Source organism: Synechococcus sp. UW106, from assembly GCF_900474015.1.
GTDB lineage: Bacteria > Cyanobacteriota > Cyanobacteriia > PCC-6307 > Cyanobiaceae > Parasynechococcus.
This window is the reverse complement of sequence record NZ_UCNV01000003.1, coordinates 37,527-52,186: the sequence shown is the minus strand read 5'-3', so window position 1 is coordinate 52,186 and position 14,660 is coordinate 37,527. Positions and strand designations below refer to the sequence as shown.

Genomic DNA, 14,660 nt, shown 5'->3' with positions numbered 1-14,660 from the left:
CCGGCCGGTTCAGGAACGCTCGAAGTCATAGCTGGTCGCCGGGATCAGCCGCCAGTCGCGATCTCCACTCAACTCGAGAACGGTGTCATGGAACTCTTTCAAGGTCGGCCGGTGACCAACGCTGATGAAAGCCACCTCGCGTTCGCGCAGCAGCTCATAAAGACGGGATTCAGTGTCGACATCCAAGGCACTGGTGGCTTCATCAAGCACCACGACCTTGGGGGAATTCAACAACAACCTGGCAAACGCCAGCCGCTGCTGTTCTCCCAGAGAGAGCAACCGCGGCCAGTCCTGCTTGATGTCGAGGTCGGGGTAACGCTGCAGCAATTTCCCGAGCATCACCTGATCCAGAACGGCCCGCAGCTGTTCATCGCTGAAACGGGCCTGATCCAGTGGGTAACAGAGCTGTTCGCGGAGCGATCCCAGAGCCATATAAGGCTTCTGCGGAATGAACAGAAGGTCCCCCTGCCCTGGGGAATACACAGTGCCTGTCGGTGATCCCCATAACCCACTCACAACCCGCAGCAATGAGGTCTTGCCACAGCCAGAGGGCCCGACCACAAGCAAGCCTTCAGACGTATCGAGCGAAAAGCTGAGATCGCGCACAAGCACGTTGTCGGTCCGCGGTGTTTTGACCGTGACCCCTTGAAGCGCCAAACGGTCGGACGGCACAATCCGCGGAGCGAAATCACTCCACTCCTCACGATCCAGGTTCGAGATATTCGACTGGAAGCCTTCCAGCCGATTAATTGATGCCGAGAATCGGGCCAACGCTTCGATGTTGTAGACGATGAAGAACAGCGATCCCTCAACCAGGTTGTAAGCAACATTCGCCTGAGCGAAGCCGCCGTAATCCATCTCACCCGCCAGAATCGGCGCGGCAAGAATCAGATAAGGGATGAAATTACTGGCATAAATACTGGAACGTTGCAGCACACGCAGCAACACCTCCCAGACGATCAGAAGATTGAAGTTCTCAACAACAGTGGCCAAGCGACGCGTCACCTCCTTAGCTTCCTGCTGTTCACCTGCATAGAAAGCAATCGATTCGGCGTTATCCCTTACCCGAACAAGTCCGTAGCGGTAATCCGCTTCGAAACGCAACTGAAAATTGTTCAGACGCACCAGCTTGCGACCGGCAACAATCATCAAGACCGAAATAGCAGCGGCATAGGCCAACAGAGCGAAGGTCAAGCCCTCACTCACCGAATAAAGGATGAGGATATTGAGAGAAAAGGTGAGAATCGAATCAAAGATATTGAGTGCGAAGCCAAGGGCCTGAGCCGTGAAATCACGAACATCCTCTGAAATGCGCTGATCAGGGTTATCAACATTGGTGGCCGCCTCATCGTTCGGGTTGAGGACGTAATACGCCCGATCCCGGAGGTAGTCGTCCACCAAGCTCAGCGACAACCATTCCCGCCAGAACAGACCCAGCTTCTGGGTGAAATAAAACTGCAGACTGCGAATCGGCAGGGCAACCGCAAAACAGGCGCCATAAACCCAGAGATTGCGGTAGGACGCATCCCCGTCCTTGGAGATCAACGCATTGGTGAGATCCCTGGCGATGAATGTGATGCCGGCATTAATGCCGTTCACACTCAACAGCATCAGGATGATCAAACCGAGAAACAGCCAAGGCAGCCAGCGGCGGTGCCGCAGCTGGCCCCGCACGGAGGCGAACACCACAGCCCCCAGCACGAACAGGGCACTGATGCCCGTCCCCCATCCACGGGACCAGAGCATGGCCAGGGAGGACTGGACACCACCGAGGTACTGACCGGTCAACTCCGGCAGCAGCCACGACAGGCCGTTCATCAGCCCGGTGACCAGGAACAGCACGATCCCGGCCACACAGAACAGCAGGCTCACCAGAAGTCCGATGAACTGCCAACCGTTGTCTTCGGTGTATGGAAAGAAGTAGGGCTGCGAAAGTCGACGCAGCTTGGCGGCCTGATCCCGCAGGTTCTGAAGCTGGTGGGTCATGCCACTGCTGAACTGTGCTCAGTCTGGCGGCCATTGCGCTGCTTCGCCGTCAGCATCAGCCGGGGGGCCAGGCCAGAGAACGCCCACCGATCACATGCACATGAAGGTGAAACACGGTCTGGCCAGCACCGGCACCGCTGTTGATCACCGTGCGGAAGTCGTCCAGCCCCTCCTGTTTGGCGACCCGAGCAGCGACCAGCAGCAGATGGCCCAGCAGGGGAGCATCCTCTGCAGCACCGGAGCGCAGGCTCTCGATCGGCTTGCGGGGAATCACCAGCACATGAACCGGTGCCTGGGGGGCGACATCCCGAAAGGCCAGGCACTGCTCATCGCTATAGACCTCATCGCACGGGATCTCGCCGCGAAGGATCTTGCCGAAGATCGTGTCGTCTGCCATGGGCCTTGAGAACGAAGAAACAGCCATACCGGTGTGACAGCAAGGGCATGAATCTCCTGCGTCACCCACTTCAGAATGCTGGCACGTTGTCTCAGTGCATCCCTACAAGGTCTGGAGGCCAGGCCTGTGGTGGTGGAAGTGGATCTCGCCCCAGGCCTGCCGGGCGTCCAGCTGGTGGGTCTGCCAGACAAGGCCATTCAGGAGTCGCGGGAGCGCGTCCGCTCCGCCCTGCGCAACAGCGGCTTCCGCGGCCCCCTGGTTCGCGTGGTGATCAACCTTGCTCCGGCCGATCTACGCAAGGAAGGCCCCTCCTTTGATCTCCCGATTGCCTTGGCACTGTTGGTGGCCAGCGGGCAGCTCGCCCGCCCTCAGCTGGAAGGCCTCTGGTGTCCTGGCGAATTGGGTCTCGACGGCAGCCTCAGGCCCTGTCGCGGAGTGATCGCCCTCGCCGACCAGGCCCATCAGCAGCAGGCCCGAGCCCTGGTGATCCCTCCCGTCAATGCCAGCGAAGCCAGCTTGATTGAGGGGCTGCCAATCCACACCGCGCCCAACCTGCGGGAGCTGGTTCTGCAACTCAAAGGAGAGCAACCCTGGCCCGTCATCGGTTGCAACGGCTCCCGAGCATCAGGCCGCATCAACAACCCGGAGCCCTTGCCATCCATTGAGACAAGCCTGGCTTCACGCGGCTTGGCCCTTTCCGCTGCAGGCGGCCACCATCTCCTGCTGGTGGGTCCCCCCGGCTGCGGCAAGACCCGCCTGGCCCATCACTTGCCACACCTGCTGCCACCCCTGAGCCGGAAGGAAGCGCTCACCATCACACGCATCCATTCGATCGCCGGACATCTCCATGACATCGATCAACTGCAGCAGCAACGCCCCTTTCGATCGCCCCATCACAGTTGCTCCGCAGCCGCCTTGCTGGGAGGAGGACGCTCGCCCCGTCCAGGCGAACTCAGCCTGGCCCACGGTGGTGTGCTCTTTCTCGATGAGCTAGCGGAATTTCCGCGAACAGTGCTGGATCAGTTGCGGCAGCCCCTGGAGGAAGGCGCCGTACAGATCAGCCGCTCCCAGCACAGCACTGTCTTCCCCGCCTTGATCACCTTGGTGGCAGCCACCAATCCCTGCCCCTGCGGATGGCATGGCGATCGCGACCATGGCTGTCGCTGCAGCATCAGCCAGCGCCAGCGGTACTGGCAGCGGCTCTCAGGCCCGCTCCTGGATCGGCTCGACCTACAACTGCGGCTCGAACGGCGCTCAGCCAAGGAGATGGCGAACGTGCTGAATCCTCACGGCCCGTCGAAAGTCTCCGAGACCTGGTGCAGCCCGACACGGATTCAACGGGCCCGCCAGCGGATGCAGAGGCGCAATCCCGCCGGCTGCCGCAATAGCCGACTGTCCGCAAAAGCGCTGCGGCAGAGCGGAGCAATCGAGACTGCGGCGCTGGATCTATGGGAACAATTGATCCAACAACGCGGCCTGAGCACCCGCAGCAGTCTTCAGCTGTTGCGGGTGGCACGGACCATTGCTGATCTGAACGATCGGTCATCTGTTAACCGCAATGCCGTGGCGGAAGCGATCTGCTACCGCTGCACCGATCTGCTGAGGGGACCTGAACCTCAGTAGTTGCGCGCCCGCTTGTCCGGTGTATCCCGGTAGGGCTGGGTGCCGATCGGCGGGGGCTGGAGATGGCGGTCGTTGAGCGACCCCAACGCATGGGTCACCGCTTCACCAAACCAGTTGAACCATTGAACAACCGTCGATTTCATCACAGCCTCCTGGGTCTTCCTTCAGTGTGAATTCACTGACAGGTCTCGACAACAGGTGTTTTGACCGGTTTTGTCCCCTCTCAGCTCAGGGAGTCGGTGCGCTGTCTCGATAGACGTAGAGATGGCCCAGGCTTTTCTTGCCGTAGGCCCGTCGCTTCAGGGTCCACCCCGGCTCAAACTTCAGCTGAACAAAGCCACTGGCGGCCCCGCCGGCCCGGGCGACGAGCAGGGTTGGCTGGGAGGGATTCCGAGTCGGTGTCGCCAGCAACTCAATATCACTGCCGCTGTTCACCACGCTGAGTCGATAACGGGTGCCAAGGTCATCACCACCGATGCGCAGGGAATAGCCGTTGCCGTCGATGTAACGGTTGCAGACCCCGGTGAAATCAAACTTGGACAGCAGGGGATCCACCATCGCCGGCGAGCCAGCACCCACCGCAAAACACGGCCGTTTCGTGGTCCGTTGTTCGTAGATGTTCAACTGCGAGCGTTGCCCCTGGCCGATGGGAGCCGACACCAGAACAAAGTTGCTCATCTCCACGGGCACCGCCGTGAACAGAGAGCCCTGGGCCAAGGCCACTGGTACCGAGGTCGCTGCGAGAGCTAGGCCAGCAGCAGCCACGGTTCGAAAGCGTGCCATCACGTCCATGGAGGAACTGAGCGGATCGTAAAAGTGATGCCTGAATCGGTCGCCCCCGATCAGGCCGGTTTATTGAGGCGTATGGCGACCAGCAGGGTGCCAACGGTTGCGGGGGCCGCAAGGGCCAAGATCCAACTGGTGGCTTTGACCCCGAGGTCGGGATCGCCATAGGCCAGTTCGAAGACACAACCTGTGCTGGCAATGCCAAGAACACAGGCAAGGGCCAGGAAAACGCCGGCCAAGGGTTTCATTGGCATGGCTCAGGCGACGCTCCGAACATGTTGCCGCTCGAAGCCCTTCTCCTTGAGCTCTTTCTGCAGACCGTCTTCATCGGTGACGCGATCGACGAACAACACGCCATTGAGATGGTCCATCTCATGCTGAATGCAGCGGGCCATCAAGCCATCGGCTTTCATCTTGCGGGGCCGACCCATCTCATCGCGAAAGCTCACTTCAATCGCCGTTGGGCGCACCACATCGAGATACACCCCAGGGATGCTGAGGCAGCCCTCCTCATAGGTATCGAGCCCGGCACTGGCCGCACTGATTTCCGGATTGATCAACACCAGAGGCGGTGTGGCCGCATTCTCCAAGTCGAGATCAATCACGAGCAGCTGCTGATGGATCCCAACCTGAGGTGCCGCCAGACCGATGCCCTTAGCGGTGTACATGCTGCGCAGCATGTCGCGGGCTAGCTCCCGCACCTGCTCATTCACCTTGCCGATGCGACGCGCCGACTTTCGCAGGACTTCATCGCCCAGGGTGTGAATCTCCAACGGCGGAGTTTCAAGGGCGGTTTTGGGGACCAGCATCGTGTCCCGCGACTTGTCGGCCTGACGGGCCAACTCTGCAAAGCTTCCTGCCAAGGCCAACGCCGCGTTGATTCAGCATGGTAAGCGGCCTAATTCAGCCGCCATGGGAGCCGTTCCGTTATCCGCGCAGCATGCCGTCGGCCGTTTGCCGGGGCTCAAGGAACCGGTACTGGTCAGCGGACCAGATACAACGGTGTGGCTGATCTGGCTGGAGCAACGTCCGCAGGAACGGGGCCGCACCACAGCCTTGATTCGCCGTTTCGGCGATTCCGAAGCGGACCCTCTGGAGCTGACGCCGGCCCCCAGCAACCTGCGCAGTCGCGTGCATGACTACGGCGGCGGGGTGCTCGCCAGTGCTGTGGAGCAGGACAGGCTGATCATGACCTGGATCGACAGCGGCTGCCTCTGGCGTCAGGACTGGCGCCTGCCTAAGACCAACACAGACCATCCCACCCCCCTGGCAGCAGCCGAACGGCTCAGCCGGGAGGGCGACTGGGCGCTGGCGGATGGCGTGCTCGATCTGCCCAGGCAGCGCTGGATCGGAATCCGTGAAATCGAGGGCCGTGACGAGCTGGTGAGCCTGGCGATGAGCGGGGCCGATCAGACCCCGTTGCTGCTGCACCAACCGGCGGACTTTGCCGGCTATGGCTGCTTGAGCCCCGATGGCCAGCGCTTCGCTTGGGTGGAATGGCAGCAACCCGCCATGCCCTGGGACAGCAGCAGTCTCTGGTGCGCGGGGTTCAGCGACACGGGCGGGCTTTTCCAGCCCCGTCAGTTGGCCGGGGGCGACGGCGTCTCGGTGTTTCAACCCCAGTGGCTGTCCGACGGACAGTTGCTTGTGGCGGAAGACAGCACAGGTTGGTGGAATCTGATGCTCCAACCCAGCGCCGATGCCGACTGGGAAAGGCCCTGGCCGATGGCCGCTGAAACAGCCATGCCCCAATGGATCTATGGGATGAGCACCACGGCTTGGGATGGCGAACAGCTGATTGCAGCCGTGTGCAGCCGCGGGGCCTGGTCGTTGCAACGGCTCAGCCTGGATGGAAGCGTGCAGCCGTTGCCGCAGCCCTTTGATGATCTGGCGGGATTGAGCGCCTGCCACGGCCGCGCCGTGGCCGTGGCCAGCAACGGCACAAGCGTGGCCGGACTGCTGGAAGTCGACCTGCGACCAACTACCCCAATCTGGAGCCACAGCCCTGCCATACCAGCACCCTTGGCGGTAGAAGAGATCAGCGTGGCCGAACCGCTGTGGTTCAACGGCCACCAAGGGGAACGCACCCATGCCTGGTACTACCCCCCCAGCGGCAAACCACCAGGGGCAGCCCCACTGCTGGTGAAAAGCCACAGCGGACCAACGGCCATGGCCCGCCGCGGCCTCAGCCTGGCGATCCAGTACTGGACCTCCCGTGGCTGGGGCGTGGTGGATGTGAATTACGGCGGCTCAACGGGGTTCGGCCGGGATTACCGGGAGCGGCTGAACGGTGGCTGGGGGGTGGTGGATGTGGCCGACTGCTCCGCAGCAGCCCGGGCCTTGATCGACTCCGGTCGCGCTGATCCCGACAAGATCGCCATCGAAGGTGGGAGTGCTGGCGGGTTCACCACCCTGGCGGCTCTGTGTTTTACCGATGTGTTCCAGGCCGGTGCCTGCCGCTATGCGGTGTGTGATCTCACCGCCATGGCCGAAGACACCCACCGGTTTGAGGCGCGCTACTGCGATGGCCTTGTGGGGGCATGGCCAACGGAACGTCATCTCTATGAGAAGCGATCGCCCCTGCTACATGCCGATCAAATCCGCTGTCCGGTGCTGTTCTTCCAGGGGTTAAAAGACAAGGTGGTGCCTCCGGAACAGACCGAGCGCATGGCCGAAGCCCTGCGCAGCAACGGCATACCGGTGGAGGTGCGGCTCTTCGACGACGAAGGCCATGGCTTCCGCAACCAAGCCACACAAATCCAGGTTCTGGAAGAGACCGAAGCCTTTTTTCGGCGTCAACTGGGCCTGACGCAACAGCGGAAGTGAAGGCCAGAGGCCATCATCCAATCACGACAGATCGCGACAAATAAGCAACAAAAACAAACTTCCCATAGGATCAAAAGACATCAATATTCAGGCCATGTTTCAACGTTAGCGTCGAGAATTCGTCGAGTTCTTCTTCACCAAGGGCAGCGCTCTGACAGTCACGATTGCATTCATCGTGGGGCAGCAATTCACAAGAATTGTTGATTCAGCCACCAAAGACCTCTTGATGCCACTCCTGAACGCCTTGGCTCCCAAGGGCAGCTTCGAAAATTTAAAATTGACTATTTCGGCGGCGCCATCGAGATTGGGAAGCTAGTTGACACCATCATCGAAGCCCTCTTGGTGGCCTGGATGCTGTTCATCATCCTCAAGGCGATCAAACGGATTGAGCGGCAAACCTCAGCATCCACCGAAGAATCAGGGCTGAGCTAGCAGATGGTTACAACCCACACAACCGGGTTCAGCAAATGTGATGGTTTCAGCGAGCAACCAACAGGAACGTTCAACCTGTGCCCCATGGAACGGATGAGACTGCAGCGGGCCTGAGATGGTGGGAAAAGCTTCCTGAGTATTAATGCGGATCCTGCGTTATCGCGGCAACAGCTACGCCAGCCCTGAACCGATCAACGCAGCACCCCGTGCCGGCGTGCGGTCTTACCGCTGGGTGCAGTACGCCATCCACAGCGACAACGTCGTCCCCCTGGAGCAACGCGAGGCAGCATCGAACGATCAGCAGCTGGCCGCCTGAGTCGGCTCAGCTGTGTTCGCGCAGGAAGGCGACCGTGGAGGCGAGCTCCTCGCTGAAGCGGTCGATCTCTTCAAAGGTACTGGTGAAGCTCAGGCTGGCCCGCGCTGAAGCCGTGACGTCATACAAACGGTGCAAGGGCTGACAGCAGTGGTGACCACTGCGGATGCAGATGCCAGACGCATCAATCAGCGCGGCAATGTCATTGGCATGCAGGCCATCCACCAGGAATGTGGCCAGGGCACCGCGGTCGGGCTGCTGATCCGGCGTCGGCCCCAAGACCCGCACACCATCAATGGCCTGCAGCCTGTTGAACAGATGCCGGGTGAGCTGAGCCTCCCAGGCCTGAATCGCCTCCAGACCAACTGCCTGCAGATAGCGAATTGCGGCACCCATGCCCACCGCTTCTCCAATGGCAGGGGTTCCAGCTTCGAACTTGTGGGGCAGCACCGCCCAGGTGCTGTGATCCAGGTAGACGTCCTGGATCATCTCCCCACCACCGAGGAAGGGAGGCATCTCCTCCAGCAGAGACTCCCGTGCCCAGAGGAAGCCCATGCCGGTGGGCCCGCAGAGCTTGTGGGACGAGCCGACAAGGAAGTCGGCCTCCATCGCTGCCACATCAATCGGCTTGTGGGCCAGGCTCTGGCATGCATCAACGAGCACGCAGGCACCAACGGCATGGGCCGCTGGGATCACCTGATCGAGGGGATTGCAGCAGCCGAGTGCATTGCTGATGTGCACCAGGCTCACCAGCCGGGTGCGCTGGCTGAGCTGGGCCTGGAAATCCTCCAAATCCAGCTCACCGGATTCGGTGATGCCGACATGACGCAGCACACAACCGGTGCGCTGGACCAGGAGCTGCCATGGCACCAGATTGCTGTGGTGCTCCATCACGGTGAGGAGAATTTCGTCCCCTTCCTTCAGGTTGGCGTCACCCCAGGTGCGCGCCACGAGATTGATCGCTTCACTGGCATTGCGGGTAAAGACGATCTCCCGGGAACTGGCGGCACCCACGAAGGCCGCAGTCGTGCTGCGGGCTGCTTCAAAAGCATCGGTGGCGCGGGCACTGAGCTGGTGGGCGCCGCGGTGCACATTGGCGTTGTCGCAGCTGTAGTACTGCTGCAGCGCCTCCAGCACCTGGCGGGGCTTCTGACTGGTGGCGGCGTGATCGAGATAAATCAGCGGCCGGCCATCGGGAGCCAGCTGCTCAAGAATCGGGAAGTCGGAACGATATCGAGAGGATAAATCCACGAAATCCGCACCAGATCGCGCTTTTGCGGTGATTGTCATGGGGCAAGGCTGCCCATCACGCGCTCCAGGGGACGCCAGGGCTGCGCAGCAGCAGGAAGCTGCTCGATCACCTCTTGACAGGCCCCGCGCAACAGCAGCGCGGTCGCCTCCACCGCGGCGATCCCACGACTCTGGAGATAGAACAGCTGATCGTCCTGGAGCTGAGACACGGTGGCGCCGTGGGCGCAGCGCACATCGTCCGCCACGATTTCCAGCTCGGGCTTGGTGTCGACCCGGGCGCGATCAGACAGCAGCAGGTTGCGGCTCAACTGCGCCGCATTGGTGCGCTGGGCATCGCGGGGAACACTGATGGCACCGTTAAAAATCGCGTGGGATTGGCCACCGGCCAGGCATTTCTGCAACTGATCCAACTCCCCTTCAGGCCCGTCGAAACGCACCGCGGTATGGGTAGCCAGCTGCTGTTCGGCGCCGGTCACCGCCAAGCCCTTGAGCACGGTCTGCGCTTGTCCATCCACCTGCACCACCCGGGGCTCCACCCGTCCAAAGCTCCACCCCTGAACGACCGAGGTGAGGGCATAGGAGCTGCGGGGCTCCTGCTCAACCGCCAGATGCGCCATCAACGACGAAGCGCCATCAGCCGTGGCCAGCACCCCATGCCGAAGTTGCGCCTCCTGCCCCAAATGCACTTCCAGCACGTGGCTATGGGCGGACGCACCCTCCGCCAACAACACCTGCAGCAACTCAAGCTCCGCCTTTTCCTCGAGCAGCAGTAACACCCGGGTGGCGTTCAACCCGGCACCCGCCGCGAGGACCAGTTCCAACGAACCCACGCGCCCCCGCACCCTGAGGGCCAGGATCTGCTGGGCTTTGGCGTGGTTGAACTCCACCGGCCAGGCCTGGGCGCAACCGCAGCAATCAAGGGTGTGGCCGAGGGCCTGCTTCAGCTCATCAGCATTGAGAACCGTGATCCCCTCCGGGAGGAGCTGCCCTGCCAAGGGATCGTCAGAACCGTTGAGCACCAGACGGGTCACCCCCTCCAAGCTGGGCGGGAGTGGTGCTGACATCGGTGACGCACTGGTCGGCAACGCCGACACAGCCGCAAGACGCTTGAGGTCGGTGAGCCGCCAGGACTCTTCCCGGCGGCTCGGCAGACCGAGGTGCTCCAATGCGGCGCGACCGCGCTCCTGCACCGGCGCCAGCACACTGCTCCCCATGATCAAGCAGCCCCCTGGGTGGCCAGCTCCTGATCCACCCAGTCGTATCCGGTCTGCTCCAGCTCAAGGGCCAGCTCCCGCCCGCCAGTGCGCAGAATCCGACCCGCAGCCATTACATGGACATAGTCCGGGGTGATCTCATCAAGAAGACGCTGGTAATGGGTGATCAACAGCGTGGCGTTGTCTTCCGTCGCCAATTGGTTCACTCCACCGGCAACGATGCGCAGGGCGTCGATATCGAGACCCGAATCGGTTTCATCGAGAATCGCCACCACAGGCTCAAGCAGCGCCATCTGCAGGATCTCGTTGCGCTTTTTCTCACCACCGGAGAACCCTTCATTCACACTCCGCTCGAGGAAGGCGGGGTCCATCTGCACCACCTTGAGCTTGTCGTTCACGTGATCCTCAAAGGCAAACGTGTCGAGCTCCTCCTCCCCCTGTTTCTCCCGCCGAGCATTGGTGGAGACCCGCAGGAACTCCAGGTTGCTGACGCCGGGGATCTCAACCGGGTACTGAAATCCGAGAAACACCCCCAAACGCGCCCGTTCTTCGGGCTCTAGATCAAACAGATCCTGACCGCGGTAGCGAACGGTGCCGGCAGTGACTCGATACGCCGGATGCCCAGCCAACACCTTGGAGAGCGTGCTCTTGCCGCTGCCGTTGCGGCCCATCACGGCATGGATCTCACCAGCCCGCACCTGCAGATTCACCCCCTTGAGGATGGGCTTGTCCTCAACGGAGGCATGCAGGTCTTGGATGTCGAGCAGCAGCTCAGCGTCAGGGCGAATCACGGAAGGAGGCGTTGAAAAACAGAGACAGGGTGGGAACAGGGATCAGCCCACGGATCCCTCGAGCTTTAGGGCCAACAATTTGTCAGCCTCAGCAGCGAACTCCATGGGCAGCTGGTTGAAGACGTCGCGGCAGAAACCACTGACCATCATTGAGACGGCTTCTTCAAAACCGATGCCACGGCTCTGGAGATAGAAGAGCTGGTCTTCTGAGATGCGACAGGTGCTGGCCTCGTGCTCGATGGCCGCCTGCGGCTGCTGAGAACGGATGTAGGGGTACGTGTTCGCTGCAGCCTGATCGCCGATCAGCATCGAATCGCACTGGCTGTAGTTACGAGCTCCCTTGGCATTGGGCCCCATTTGCACAAGGCCTCGGTAGCTGTTGCTGGAGCGTCCGGCGCTGATGCCTTTGCTCACGATCGTGGAGCGGGTGCGCGGTCCGACATGGACCATCTTCGTTCCGGTATCGGCCTGCTGGCAGTTGTTGGTGAGTGCAACGGAATAGAACTCACCTACTGAATCAGCACCCTGCAGCACACAGCTGGGGTACTTCCAGGTGATGGCCGAACCGGTCTCCACCTGCGTCCAGCTGATGCGGCTGCGATCACCACGGCACTGGCCGCGCTTGGTCACGAAGTTGTAGATCCCGCCGACACCGTTTTCATCGCCGGCATACCAGTTCTGAACCGTGGAGTACTTGATGGAGGCATCCTCAAGGGTCACCAGTTCAACCACCGCAGCGTGGAGCTGATTGGTGTCAAACATCGGGGCGGTACAGCCCTCGAGGTAACTCACCGAGGCACCTTCTTCGGCCACGATCAGGGTCCGCTCGAACTGACCGGTGTCACCGGAATTGATCCTGAAATAGGTGGACAACTCCATCGGGCACTCCACCCCCTTCGGGATGAAAACGAAGGATCCGTCGCTGAACACCGCTGAGTTCAGGGCGGCGAAGTAGTTGTCGTTGCTGGAGACAACAGTGCCGAGGTAACGCTCGATCAGCTCGGGGTGCTCTTTCACCGCTTCACTGAAAGAACAGAACACCACACCGTGTTCCGCCAACTTCTCTTTGTAAGTGGTGGCGATCGACACGCTGTCGAAAACAGCATCCACAGCGACATTGCTGAGGCGCTTCTGTTCGCTCAAAGGGATGCCGAGCTTGTCGAAGGTCTCCAGGAGCTTTGGATCCACCTCATCGAGGCTGGCCTTCTTGTCCTGCTGCTTGGGCGCCGCGTAATAAACGATGTCTTGGTAGTCGATCTCGGGATAGCCGAGAGCAGCCCAATCAGGCTCTTCCAGGGTGAGCCAGTGGCGGAAGGCCTTAAGCCGGAACTGCAGTAAAAACTCCGGCTCTTCCTTCTTGGCCGAAATCAGACGAACGACCTCCTCGCTGAGACCTTTGGCGATTTTGTCGGTCTCGATCTCGGTGACAAAGCCGTACTTGTACGGCTGACTGACGAGATCCCGTGTGGAGGTACTGGTCATTCAGTTCAGCCGACGGTGGCGTTAATCGTTTCAGTGGAGATGGACTGCGTCTTGTCAGGGCAGGCGAAAGGATTGTCCTCGGTGAGGAAGAGCATGCAGTGGCATTCCTTGCGTTCACGCATCGGAACACAGGGGCAGTTCCAAAAGGCCTGGGAGACCTCGGCCTCTTTGTCGTCGTAGTGCCGGCATGGGCACAGAGCGCCTCCCAGGTCGTCCTTGTGACGCGCGAGACCTTTCAGAACAACAGCGGTAACACTGGGATCAGCACAGAAATAGGTGCCTGTCCGCTGGGCGTAGGTTTGAGCGAACTTGCGGATCACCTCCAGGCTTTCTGCTGTCGGCTCTTGAGGGGCGTCGGACATGGAAGTGGAGGGAGCGGCGAATTACGAAACCCCGCGGTTTCCTTATCGGAAGCCTAGGCCAACAGGCCTCCGGTCAGCGGGCTTCCCATTGTGACCCGCAACCCGGCCGACATTCCGAGGCAATTCGATGGCATCGTGTGGGAAGGTTTCGCTTCTTCATGAGCGCCTCGGCCCCTGCCAGCACCCGCGACGCTGTGCTCTCCCTGCTGCTGGAGCGAGGAGAGGAAGACGCTGGCAATCTGGCCGGCACCGTGGGCATTTCCGTGCAGGCCATGCGCCGGCACCTGCGCTCTCTCGCCGAAAGTGGCTTGGTGTGCGCCAGCAGCAACTCCAGCGGCCCCGGGCGTCCCAGCAACCGCTGGTGTCTCACCGACCAGGGACGGGCCCAGTTCCCAGACGGCAGTGACCGCTTCGCCCTGGGGTTACTGGATTCGATGCGCAGCCATCTCCCCGAAGCGACCGTGCGTCAGCTGTTGAACCAGCAGGCCGAGTCGAAAGCCAGCCAATACCGAGAAAGCTTGGGCGATGCCTCCCTTGAGGCTCGCCTCGAACATCTGGCACGGCTGCGGCGTGACGAGGGCTACGTCACCGTCTGCAGCAGAGATGACGACGGCGTCAGCTGGCGCCTTGAAGAGGCCCACTGTTCCGTGCAGCGCATCGCCGAGGAATTTCCTGCGGTGTGCGACCAAGAGTTACTGCTGATCCGGCAAACCGTGCCGGACTGTCGAGTCGAACGCGTGCATTGGCGGCTCGAGGGCGGTCACGCCTGCGGCTTCCGAATCACTCCACTTGCCCAGGGCTGATGGCCATCGACCGGGCGACGATTGAACAGATCGATGCCACCTTGCTGCCCCAGCTGGATCGGCATCACCTGCGGGTTCTGAGCCATTGCCTGGACAGCTTTCAGGCGATGGCAGGACGCGAGGCCACAGGCGCGATCCCCGACGAAGACCAACGCCGCCTCTGGTGCAGGCAGCAACCCGTCGTCGCGGACGACCCCGCCTTTCTCGAAACCCTGCTCCAGCAGCTCAGGGCTGCCGCCGACCAGCTCGATCAGCTGGCCATTGCACTGGGCAAGCCACCCCTGGCACTGACCCTCGACGATCTGATCAACGCCGCCGAAGCCCGCTGTCGTGGCTGACATGGCTGTCATGGATAACGCCGTCGAGCTGCCATCATCAATTCATCTGTATAAAG

Annotated in this window: 17 protein-coding genes; 6 read left to right on the top strand and 11 right to left on the bottom strand. The window is 61.2% G+C overall.

The features are described from left to right. Window positions 1-9: 9 nt before the first annotated feature. Both DXY30_RS01570 and DXY30_RS01565 read right to left on the bottom strand, forming a co-directional pair. Window positions 10-1,986, bottom strand: coding sequence for an ABC transporter ATP-binding protein/permease (locus DXY30_RS01570; protein ID WP_115093099.1), 1,977 nt, complete (start codon window positions 1,984-1,986; stop codon window positions 10-12). 55 nt (window positions 1,987-2,041) lie between these two features. Then, entirely contained in the window at window positions 2,042-2,383 is a 342-nt protein-coding gene (locus tag DXY30_RS01565) for a histidine triad nucleotide-binding protein (protein ID WP_115022512.1), read from the bottom strand. Between the two features lie 75 nt (window positions 2,384-2,458). Between DXY30_RS01565 and DXY30_RS01560 the strand changes: the two genes are divergently transcribed. Then, entirely contained in the window at window positions 2,459-4,006 is a 1,548-nt protein-coding gene (locus DXY30_RS01560; RefSeq protein WP_115093098.1) for a YifB family Mg chelatase-like AAA ATPase, read from the top strand. On the opposite strand, the gene DXY30_RS13840 is transcribed toward DXY30_RS01560, so the two are convergent. The 4 genes from DXY30_RS13840 to def form a co-directional block, all read right to left on the bottom strand. Beyond that, window positions 4,000-4,149, bottom strand: coding sequence for a hypothetical protein (locus DXY30_RS13840; RefSeq protein ID WP_170951090.1), 150 nt, complete (start codon window positions 4,147-4,149; stop codon window positions 4,000-4,002). The genes DXY30_RS01560 and DXY30_RS13840 overlap by 7 nt on opposite strands. Before the next feature lie 85 nt (window positions 4,150-4,234). Next, on the bottom strand, window positions 4,235-4,798 hold the full coding sequence (locus DXY30_RS01555) for a DUF3747 domain-containing protein (RefSeq protein WP_115022515.1): 564 nt from the start codon (window positions 4,796-4,798) through the stop codon (window positions 4,235-4,237). A gap of 50 nt (window positions 4,799-4,848) precedes the next feature. Then, on the bottom strand, window positions 4,849-5,046 hold the full coding sequence (locus tag DXY30_RS01550; protein ID WP_115022517.1) for a hypothetical protein: 198 nt from the start codon (window positions 5,044-5,046) through the stop codon (window positions 4,849-4,851). Window positions 5,047-5,049: 3 nt separating this feature from the next. Continuing rightward, on the bottom strand, window positions 5,050-5,655 hold the full coding sequence (gene def / locus DXY30_RS01545) for a peptide deformylase (protein WP_115022648.1): 606 nt from the start codon (window positions 5,653-5,655) through the stop codon (window positions 5,050-5,052). A gap of 49 nt (window positions 5,656-5,704) precedes the next feature. Here def and DXY30_RS01540 point away from each other — a divergent pair, with 49 nt between their 5' ends. The 3 genes from DXY30_RS01540 to DXY30_RS13835 all read left to right on the top strand — a co-directional run bounded on the left by DXY30_RS01540 (window position 5,705) and on the right by DXY30_RS13835 (window position 8,366). Further along, a complete protein-coding gene (locus DXY30_RS01540) occupies window positions 5,705-7,618 on the top strand; it encodes a prolyl oligopeptidase family serine peptidase (protein WP_115093097.1) in 1,914 nt (637 codons plus the stop codon). Between the two features lie 175 nt (window positions 7,619-7,793). Next, window positions 7,794-7,934, top strand: coding sequence for a hypothetical protein (locus DXY30_RS14365; RefSeq protein ID WP_244281202.1), 141 nt, complete (start codon window positions 7,794-7,796; stop codon window positions 7,932-7,934). Window positions 7,935-8,192: 258 nt separating this feature from the next. Then, on the top strand, window positions 8,193-8,366 hold the full coding sequence (locus DXY30_RS13835; RefSeq protein ID WP_170951089.1) for a hypothetical protein: 174 nt from the start codon (window positions 8,193-8,195) through the stop codon (window positions 8,364-8,366). A gap of 6 nt (window positions 8,367-8,372) precedes the next feature. Here the strand turns inward: DXY30_RS13835 and DXY30_RS01530 are convergent, their stop codons facing one another. Genes DXY30_RS01530 through DXY30_RS01510 form a run of 5 tightly spaced genes read right to left on the bottom strand, consistent with a single transcriptional unit; the run spans window position 8,373 to window position 13,463 of the window. Then, window positions 8,373-9,653: a SufS family cysteine desulfurase gene (locus DXY30_RS01530; RefSeq protein WP_115093096.1), complete on the bottom strand. Its 1,281-nt coding sequence runs from the start codon at window positions 9,651-9,653 to the stop codon at window positions 8,373-8,375. Continuing rightward, window positions 9,650-10,828 (bottom strand): Fe-S cluster assembly protein SufD, encoded by a 1,179-nt coding sequence (gene sufD / locus DXY30_RS01525; protein WP_115093095.1) that lies wholly within the window; start codon window positions 10,826-10,828, stop codon window positions 9,650-9,652. The genes DXY30_RS01530 and sufD overlap by 4 nt, the downstream gene beginning before the upstream one ends. A gap of 2 nt (window positions 10,829-10,830) precedes the next feature. After that, on the bottom strand, window positions 10,831-11,619 hold the full coding sequence (gene sufC / locus DXY30_RS01520; protein ID WP_115093094.1) for a Fe-S cluster assembly ATPase SufC: 789 nt from the start codon (window positions 11,617-11,619) through the stop codon (window positions 10,831-10,833). A gap of 42 nt (window positions 11,620-11,661) precedes the next feature. After that, window positions 11,662-13,101 carry a Fe-S cluster assembly protein SufB gene (sufB, locus tag DXY30_RS01515; RefSeq protein WP_115022526.1) on the bottom strand — a complete coding sequence of 480 codons (1,440 nt, stop codon included), beginning with the start codon at window positions 13,099-13,101 and terminating at the stop codon, window positions 11,662-11,664. A gap of 5 nt (window positions 13,102-13,106) precedes the next feature. After that, window positions 13,107-13,463, bottom strand: coding sequence for a ferredoxin-thioredoxin reductase catalytic domain-containing protein (locus DXY30_RS01510; protein WP_115022527.1), 357 nt, complete (start codon window positions 13,461-13,463; stop codon window positions 13,107-13,109). 158 nt (window positions 13,464-13,621) lie between these two features. Between DXY30_RS01510 and DXY30_RS01505 the strand changes: the two genes are divergently transcribed. Both DXY30_RS01505 and DXY30_RS01500 read left to right on the top strand, forming a co-directional pair. Next, entirely contained in the window at window positions 13,622-14,266 is a 645-nt protein-coding gene (locus DXY30_RS01505) for a metalloregulator ArsR/SmtB family transcription factor (RefSeq protein WP_115093290.1), read from the top strand. Continuing rightward, window positions 14,266-14,604: a hypothetical protein gene (locus DXY30_RS01500; protein ID WP_115093093.1), complete on the top strand. Its 339-nt coding sequence runs from the start codon at window positions 14,266-14,268 to the stop codon at window positions 14,602-14,604. Before DXY30_RS01505 ends, DXY30_RS01500 begins: the two co-directional genes overlap by 1 nt. Window positions 14,605-14,660: the final 56 nt, after the last annotated feature.

Bases quoted from the DNA above. Each gene is read 5' to 3' on its own strand.
- DXY30_RS01505 (WP_115093290.1), top strand. From the start codon at position 13,622: ATGAGCGCCTCGGCCCCTGCCAGCACCCGCGACGCTGTGCTCTCCCTG.
- DXY30_RS01560 (WP_115093098.1), top strand. From the start codon at position 2,459: ATGCTGGCACGTTGTCTCAGTGCATCCCTACAAGGTCTGGAGGCCAGG.
- DXY30_RS01530 (WP_115093096.1), bottom strand. From the start codon at position 9,653: ATGACAATCACCGCAAAAGCGCGATCTGGTGCGGATTTCGTGGATTTA.
- sufD (WP_115093095.1), bottom strand. From the start codon at position 10,828: ATGGGGAGCAGTGTGCTGGCGCCGGTGCAGGAGCGCGGTCGCGCCGCA.
- DXY30_RS01565 (WP_115022512.1), bottom strand. From the start codon at position 2,383: ATGGCAGACGACACGATCTTCGGCAAGATCCTTCGCGGCGAGATCCCG.
- DXY30_RS01555 (WP_115022515.1), bottom strand. From the start codon at position 4,798: ATGGACGTGATGGCACGCTTTCGAACCGTGGCTGCTGCTGGCCTAGCT.
- DXY30_RS13840 (WP_170951090.1), bottom strand. From the start codon at position 4,149: ATGAAATCGACGGTTGTTCAATGGTTCAACTGGTTTGGTGAAGCGGTG.
- DXY30_RS13835 (WP_170951089.1), top strand. From the start codon at position 8,193: ATGCGGATCCTGCGTTATCGCGGCAACAGCTACGCCAGCCCTGAACCG.
- DXY30_RS01500 (WP_115093093.1), top strand. From the start codon at position 14,266: ATGGCCATCGACCGGGCGACGATTGAACAGATCGATGCCACCTTGCTG.
- DXY30_RS01510 (WP_115022527.1), bottom strand. From the start codon at position 13,463: ATGTCCGACGCCCCTCAAGAGCCGACAGCAGAAAGCCTGGAGGTGATC.
- DXY30_RS01540 (WP_115093097.1), top strand. From the start codon at position 5,705: ATGGGAGCCGTTCCGTTATCCGCGCAGCATGCCGTCGGCCGTTTGCCG.
- sufB (WP_115022526.1), bottom strand. From the start codon at position 13,101: ATGACCAGTACCTCCACACGGGATCTCGTCAGTCAGCCGTACAAGTAC.
- DXY30_RS01570 (WP_115093099.1), bottom strand. From the start codon at position 1,986: ATGACCCACCAGCTTCAGAACCTGCGGGATCAGGCCGCCAAGCTGCGT.
- DXY30_RS01550 (WP_115022517.1), bottom strand. From the start codon at position 5,046: ATGCCAATGAAACCCTTGGCCGGCGTTTTCCTGGCCCTTGCCTGTGTT.